At 70.2% G+C, this 6705-nt stretch carries 7 protein-coding genes, 3 tRNA genes and 1 pseudogene; 1 reads left to right on the top strand and 10 read right to left on the bottom strand.

Translation table 11 applies throughout. The features are described 5' to 3' along the window. The 9 genes and pseudogenes from LOC65_RS09455 to trpE all read right to left on the bottom strand — a co-directional run. Nucleotides 1–67, bottom strand: a pseudogene (locus LOC65_RS09455) (elongation factor Tu); the annotation flags it as partial. Nucleotides 68–123: 56 nt separating this feature from the next. Further along, nucleotides 124–198, bottom strand: a tRNA-Thr gene (locus LOC65_RS09450). Nucleotides 199–294: 96 nt separating this feature from the next. Then, nucleotides 295–368, bottom strand: a tRNA-Gly gene (locus LOC65_RS09445). 26 nt (nt 369–394) lie between these two features. Then, nucleotides 395–480 (bottom strand) — tRNA-Tyr (locus LOC65_RS09440). Nucleotides 481–504: 24 nt separating this feature from the next. Continuing rightward, a complete protein-coding gene (locus LOC65_RS09435; protein ID WP_164962542.1) occupies nt 505–1185 on the bottom strand; it encodes a uracil-DNA glycosylase in 681 nt (226 codons plus the stop codon). Beyond that, nucleotides 1182–1970, bottom strand: a complete 789-nt coding sequence (gene trpC, locus LOC65_RS09430) for an indole-3-glycerol phosphate synthase TrpC (RefSeq protein ID WP_230247304.1) — start codon at nt 1968–1970, stop codon at nt 1182–1184. The genes LOC65_RS09435 and trpC overlap by 4 nt, the downstream gene beginning before the upstream one ends. Before the next feature lie 2 nt (nt 1971–1972). After that, on the bottom strand, nt 1973–3007 hold the full coding sequence (trpD, locus tag LOC65_RS09425) for an anthranilate phosphoribosyltransferase (RefSeq protein ID WP_230247303.1): 1035 nt from the start codon (nt 3005–3007) through the stop codon (nt 1973–1975). A gap of 16 nt (nt 3008–3023) precedes the next feature. Beyond that, on the bottom strand, nt 3024–3614 hold the full coding sequence (locus LOC65_RS09420; protein ID WP_009855852.1) for an aminodeoxychorismate/anthranilate synthase component II: 591 nt from the start codon (nt 3612–3614) through the stop codon (nt 3024–3026). A 2-nt stretch (nt 3615–3616) separates the two neighbouring features. Next, nucleotides 3617–5092 (bottom strand): anthranilate synthase component I, encoded by a 1476-nt coding sequence (gene trpE, locus LOC65_RS09415; RefSeq protein ID WP_230247302.1) that lies wholly within the window; start codon nt 5090–5092, stop codon nt 3617–3619. Between the two features lie 286 nt (nt 5093–5378). Here trpE and LOC65_RS09410 point away from each other — a divergent pair, with 286 nt between their 5' ends. Beyond that, on the top strand, nt 5379–5990 hold the full coding sequence (locus LOC65_RS09410) for a chalcone isomerase family protein (protein WP_230247301.1): 612 nt from the start codon (nt 5379–5381) through the stop codon (nt 5988–5990). Here the strand turns inward: LOC65_RS09410 and gph are convergent. Next, nucleotides 5979–6650 (bottom strand): phosphoglycolate phosphatase, encoded by a 672-nt coding sequence (gph, locus tag LOC65_RS09405; protein WP_009855855.1) that lies wholly within the window; start codon nt 6648–6650, stop codon nt 5979–5981. The genes LOC65_RS09410 and gph overlap by 12 nt on opposite strands. Between the last annotated feature and the right edge of the window lie 55 nt (nt 6651–6705).

Here is a 6705-nt window from a genome sequence, read left to right as displayed (position 1 = left end):
GGTCGACGTGCCCGATCGTGCCCACGTTCACGTGCGGCTTCGTGCGTTCGAACTTACCCTTTGCCATGTCAGGTGCTCCTGGCTGAGAGACTCAATCGTGTCGAGTCGATTGTTAGCAAGTCGTGGTGCCCATGGCGCGGATCGAACGCGCGACCTCTCCCTTACCAAGGGAGTGCTCTACCACTGAGCCACATGGGCAATCGTTACGGGTCTGACGACCGGCACTGCCAACCAGATGGACCGGCAGACCCGTAACGACGGCGCGGGACACTCGACGAACCCTGAAAACCTTCCTGGAGCGGGAGACGGGAATCGAACCCGCGTCATTAGCTTGGAAGGCTAAGGTTCTGCCATTGAACTACTCCCGCGGGCACAACCGTCAAGCGTGTCTCTCTGGTGGAGGAGGCTGGATTCGAACCAGCGTAGGCGTAAGCCAACAGATTTACAGTCTGCCCCCTTTAGCCACTCGGGCACCCCTCCGGAGAGCCAACTAGTGTAGCACGGTCAGCGGGAAATACCAGCCCCTCCCCACCAGTCGACACGATCGGCCGTGGCGGCGAAGTGACTGCCGTCGGCCATGAACTCGCGTTTGAAGTCGTGCGAGGGGTGGCGCGTGCGCCAGACCGGCGGCGTGCAGCCGGGCGGGCAGGCGGCATCGAAGAAGGCGTTCGCCGGCTTGCCCCACAGCAGGAAGGCCGGCGGCTCCGCGCGGCGACACAGCACCGAGATGATTTCGGATGTGAGCACCTGCCAACCACAATTCATGTGGCTGCCGGCAGCGCCGATCTCGACGGTCAGCACCGGGTTCAGCAGCAGCACGCCCTGCACCGCCCACGGGTCCAGGCACCAGTCCGCCGGTCGCTGCCAGGCCGGGCGGTCGCTGGCCAGCACGTCGAATATCCGACGCAACGAGTGGGGTTTGCCATGGCCGGCCGAGAACGCCATGCCGTCCGCATGGCCCGGCCGCGGGTACGGGTCCTGACCGAGGATGACGACACGCGCCGCCTCGGGCGACACGAGGCGAAGGGCCCGGAACGGATCCGGCGGACCGATCTCGCGCGCGCCCGACACGGCGCGCACGCGCTCGACGACCGCCGCCTCGGCCGCCGGCGTCCAGCCGGGCAGCACGGCGCGCCAGGCCGGCGGCAGCGTCGCGAACGCCGCCGGCAGCTCGTCGGCCATCATGCGAACAGGCTCGCCAGCGCGGCGCCGGGATCGGCGGCACGCATGAAAGCCTCGCCGACGAGGAAGGCGCCGACGCCGGCCGCGCGCATGCGGCGCACGTCGTCGGGGCCCAGGATGCCGGACTCGGTGACCAGCAACCGGTCGGCCGGCACGCGCGGCAGCAGCCCCAGCGTCGTGTCCAGCGTGACCTCGAAGCTGCGCAGGTTGCGGTTGTTGATGCCGACCAGCGGCGTCGCCAGGCGCAGCGCGCGATCGAGCTCGGCGCCGTCGTGCACCTCGACGAGCACGTCCAGCCCGAGCGACATCGCGCAGGCCTCGAGGTCGCGCATGCGGCCGTCTTCCAGGCAGGCGGCGATCAGCAGGATCGCGTCGGCACCCATCGCCCTCGCCTCGAAGACCTGGACCTCGTCGACGATGAAGTCCTTGCGCAGCACCGGCAGTGCGCAGGCCGCGCGGGCGACCTGCAGCGCCTCGACGCCGCCCTGGAAGAAGCGGCGGTCGGTCAGCACGCTCAGGCAGGCGGCGCCGTGGCGCTCGTACGACGCGGCGATCTCGGCCGGCACGAACGGGTCGCGCAGCACGCCCTTGCTCGGGCTGGCTTTCTTGACCTCGGCGATGACGGCAGCGCGGCCAGCCTCGACGCGGCGGCGCAACGCGGCGGCAAAGCCGCGCACCGGATCAGCCGCCTCGGCCGCGGCACGCCAGTCCTGCAAGCTGCGCGCGCGGCGGGCTTCGGCGATCTCCTCGTGCTTGACGGCGACGATGCGCTGGAGGATGTCGTCCATCGTCAGGCGGCCTTGTAGCGCTGGCTGACCTCGACGTACTGCGCCAGCTTGGCCGCCGCGGCACCGGAGGCCACAGCTTCGCGCGCCCGGCGCACGCCGTCGGCGATCGTGCCGGCGACACCGGCGCAGTAGAGCGCCGCACCCGCGTTCAGCAGCACGATGTCGCGCTGCGGGCCGTCTTCGTTGGCCAGCACACGGCGGATGCAGCCGACCGACTCCTCGCGGTTGGCGACACGCAGCACACGCGCGTCGTAGACCGGCAGGCCGAAGTCGCTGGGATGCACGACGTACTCGCGCACCTCGCCGTCCTTCAGTTCGCCGACCATGGTCTCGCCCGACAGCGAGATCTCGTCCATGCCGCAGGTGCCGTAGACGACCAGCGCGTGCTCGCTGCCCAGCCGCTGCAGCACCCGCACCTGGATACCGACCAGGTCGGGGTGGAAGACGCCGAGCAGCTGGTTGGGCGCGCCGGCCGGGTTGGTCAGCGGGCCGAGGATGTTGAAGATCGTGCGCACGCCCAGTTCCTTGCGCACCGGCGCGGCGTGTTTCATCGCCGCGTGGTGGTTCGGCGCGAACATGAAGCCGATGCCGGTCTCCTCCAGGCAGGCGGCGACCTGCTCGGGCGACAGGTTCAGGTGCGCGCCCAGCGCCTCCATCACGTCGGCCGAGCCCGAGGTGGACGACACGCTGCGCCCGCCGTGCTTGGCGACACGCGCGCCGGCCGCGGCGGCGACGAAGGTCGACGCGGTCGAGATGTTGAAGGTGTGCGAGCCGTCCCCGCCGGTGCCGACGATGTCGACGAGGCCGCGGCGGTCGGCCAGCGGCACCGGCGTCGCGAACTCGCGCATCACCTGGGCGGCGGCAGCGATCTCGCCGATGCTCTCCTTCTTGACGCGCAGCCCGACGGCCAGCGCGGCGATCATCACCGGCGACATCTCGCCGCTCATGATGCGGCGCATCAGGTCCAGCATCTCGTCGTGGAAGATCTCGCGGTGCTCGATGACGCGGGTCAGCGCCTCGGTGTTCGTGATCGGCATGTCTCGTGCTCCGTCTTCAGCGCGCGGCGCCCATCTGCAGGAAGTTCTTCAACATCGCGTGACCGTGTTCGCTGAGGATGGACTCGGGATGGAACTGCACGCCCTCCAGCGGCGCCGGGCCGCCGGCCAGCTCGCGATGGCGCACGCCCATGATCTCGCCGTCCTCGGTCCAGGACGTGACCTCCAGCTCGGCCGGCAGCGTCTCGCGCTCGATCGCCAGCGAGTGGTAGCGGATGACCGAGAAACGCTCGGGCAGCCCGGCGTAGACGCCGCGGCCGTCGGTCGTGATCTCGCTGGCCTTGCCGTGCATCTGCACCTTGGCGCGGATGACCTTGCCGCCGAGCGCGGCGCCGATCGACTGATGGCCCAGGCAGACACCCAGCAGCGGCAGCTTGCCGGTGAAGTGGCGGATGGCCTCGATGCAGACGCCGGCCTCGGCCGGCGAACACGGCCCCGGCGACAGCACCAGACGGTCGGGCTTCAGCGCCGCGATGCCGGCGACGTCGATCTCGTCGTTGCGCACCACGTGCACGTTCTCGCCGAGCTCGCCGAAGTACTGCACCAGGTTGAAGGTGAAGCTGTCGTAGTTGTCGATCATCAGCAGCATGATCAGAACCCCTCTTCCACGAGTTCCGCCGCGCGGATGAGCGCCCGGGCCTTGGCCTCGGTCTCCTTCCACTCCAGCTCGGGCACCGAGTCGGCGACGACACCCGCCGCGGCCTGCACGTACAGCGTGTTGTGCTGGACGATGCCGGTGCGGATGGCGATCGCCAGGTCCATGTCGCCGGCGAAGCTGAGGTAGCCGCAGGCGCCGCCGTAGATGCCGCGCTTGACGGGCTCCAGCTCGTCGATGATCTCCATCGCCCGGATCTTGGGGGCGCCGCTCAGCGTGCCGGCCGGGAAGCTGGCGCGGAACACGTCCAGGCTCGTCGCACCGTCCTTCAGCAGGCCCTCGACGTTGCTGACGATGTGCATCACGTGCGAGTAGCGCTCGATCGCGAAGGCCTCGGTGACCTTGACGCTGCCGGTCTGCGCGATGCGGCCGATGTCGTTGCGCGCCAGGTCGATCAGCATCAGGTGCTCGGCGCGCTCCTTCGGGTCGGCGGCCAGCTCGGCGGCCAGGGCCGCGTCGCGTTCGGGCGTCGCGCCGCGCGGGCGCGTGCCGGCCAGCGGGCGGATCGTCACCTTGCGGCCTTCGGGCGTCGTCTCCTGGCGCACCAGGATCTCGGGGCTGGCGCCGACGATCTGGAAGTCGCCCATGTCGTAGTAGTACATGTAGGGCGACGGGTTCAGCGAGCGCAGCGCGCGGTACAGCGACAGCGGGCTCTCGGTGTAGCGCTTCTTCAGCCGCTGGCCGATGACGACCTGCATGCAGTCGCCGGCGGCGATGTACTCCTTGCAGCGGCGCACCGCGTCTTCCAGCTGCTCACGCGGCGTCTCGCGCTCGACGGCGTAGCTCGGGCCACGCTTGACCTGCGGCGCGGTGACCGAATAACGCAGCCGGTCGGTCAGCTCGGCCAGGCGCTTCTTGCCGCGGAAATAGGCCTCGGGCGCCGCCGGGTCGGCCCAGACGATGAGGTAGAGCCGGCCCGACAGGTTGTCGATGACCGCGACCTCCTCGGTCTGCAGCAGCAGGATGTCGGGCGTGTCCAGGCCGCCCGGCTTCTCGGTCTTGGCCAGGCGCGGCTCGATGTAGCGCACCGCGTCGTAGCCGAAGTAACCCGCCAGCCCGCCGCAGAAACGCGGCAGCCCCGGCGGCAGCGCGACCTTGAAGCGCTTCTGGTAGGCCTCGACGAAGTCCAGCGGGTTGCCGTCGTGGGTCTCGACGACGGCGCCGTCGCTGACGACCTCGGTCACCCAGCCGGTCGAACGCAGCAGCGTGTGCGCCGGCAGGCCGATGAAGGAATAGCGGCCGAAACGTTCGCCGCCGACGACGGATTCGAGCAGGAAGCTGTTGCGCTGGCCACCGGCCAGCTTCAGGTACAGCGACAGCGGGGTCTCGAGGTCGGCGAAGGCCTCGGCGATGAGCGGGATGCGGTTGTAGCCCTGCTCGGCCAGGCTCTTGAATTCGAGTTCAGTGATCACTTCTGGGCCCTCTCGCGGCAGTCGCCCGGCGCGTCGTGGCTCGGGCACTGCACTGTCTTGCGGAAGCGGCGCCGACGGGGATGTCAGCGCTTCGCGGCGTGGCCTGACGCGCGGTCAGGCGAGGCTAGCGAGAGCGGCGCCAGGGCCAAGCCCCCCGGTCGCGGGAACCTTCGGTGGATGCGTGGGCCGTGAACATGAGCACGCCGAGTGTAACCGGCGCGACCGCCGCGCGGCCTGCGCGATGCGAGACTGGTGTTTCCTGCAACCTGCTTCATCCTCCGACGCCATGCACCTCCGCGCCCTGCTGGCCTCCGTGGCGGCCACGCTGCTGCTGTCCCACGCCGCGCACGGACAACCGGCTGCGGAGCCGGCGGGCGTCGCGTATCCCGCCGCGGCCAGCGTCGGCGGCAGCAGCCTGGCGCTGAACGGCGCCGGCGTGCGCTACAAGCTGGTCTTCAAGGTCTACACCGCCGGGCTGTACCTGCCGCAGCGCGCCGACAACGCCGACGCCGCGCTGGCGATGCCCGGCCCCAAGCGCATCCACGTCGTGATGCTGCGCGACATCGACGCCAACGAGCTCGGCCGCCTGTTCACACGCGGCATGGAGGACAACGCGCCGCGGCAGCACTGTGTGCAGTCGATCCCCGGCACGCTGCGCATGGCCGACATCTTCTCGGCGCGCAAGAAGCTGCTGGCCGGCGACCACTTCAGCGTCGACTACGTGCCCGGCGTCGGCACGACGGTGATCGTCAACGGCAAGGCCGCGGGCGAGCCGATCCGCGAGCCCGAGTTCTTCACCTCGCTGCTGAGCATCTGGCTGGGCCCGCGGCCCGCCGACGCGGCACTGAAGGACGCGCTGCTGGGCCGCGAGCCGCGGCCCGCCGGTTCACGCCAGTAGCGACTGCAGCTCGTCGATTCGGTCGACGACCGCGTCGGCCCCGGCGGCCTCGACCGGCTCGCCGTGGTTGTAGCCGTAGCGCACCAGCACCACCGGGCAGCCGGCGGCACGCGCGGCCTGGGCGTCGTTCTGCGAGTCGCCGATCATCAGCGTGCGCGCCGGCGTCGTGCCCAGCGCCTCGCAGGCCTTCAGCAGCGGCAGCGGGTCGGGCTTCTTGCGCTCGAAGGCGTCGCCGCCGTAGGTGATGTCGAACGAAGCCGACAACCCCTTGGCAATGAGCAGCGGCTTCGCGAAGGCCGCCGGCTTGTTCGTCACGCAGGCCAGCTTCAGGCCGCGCGCCTTCAGCGCCGCCACGCCTTCGGCGGCACCGGGATAGACGGTCGACGCCTGGCCGTTGATGCGCAGGTAGTGCTCGCGGTAGCGCTCGTTGGCCGTCTCGTACAGCGCCTCGGGTGCGCCGGCTTCGGCCAGCGTGCGGCGGATCAGGTGCTCGGTGCCCTTGCCGACGGTGCGCGAGATGAAGGCCCGCGACACCGGCGCATAGCCCAGGTCCCGCAAGGCAGCGCCGAGCGCGAGTTCGAAGTCGCCGACGGTGTCGACCAGCGTGCCGTCGAGGTCGACGATGGCGGCGTCGAAGCCGCCCCAGTGCGAGAGATCCATGCGGGCCCCGTGTGACGAAGGGGCCGCATTCTGCCGTGCCGGCCGGCACCGGCCC

The sequence above is a fragment of the Rubrivivax sp. JA1055 genome (assembly GCF_020966565.1).
GTDB lineage: Bacteria > Pseudomonadota > Gammaproteobacteria > Burkholderiales > Burkholderiaceae_C > Rubrivivax > Rubrivivax benzoatilyticus.
Note: the sequence above shows the minus strand (reverse complement) of the source record. Positions and strands in the feature narration are given on the sequence as shown.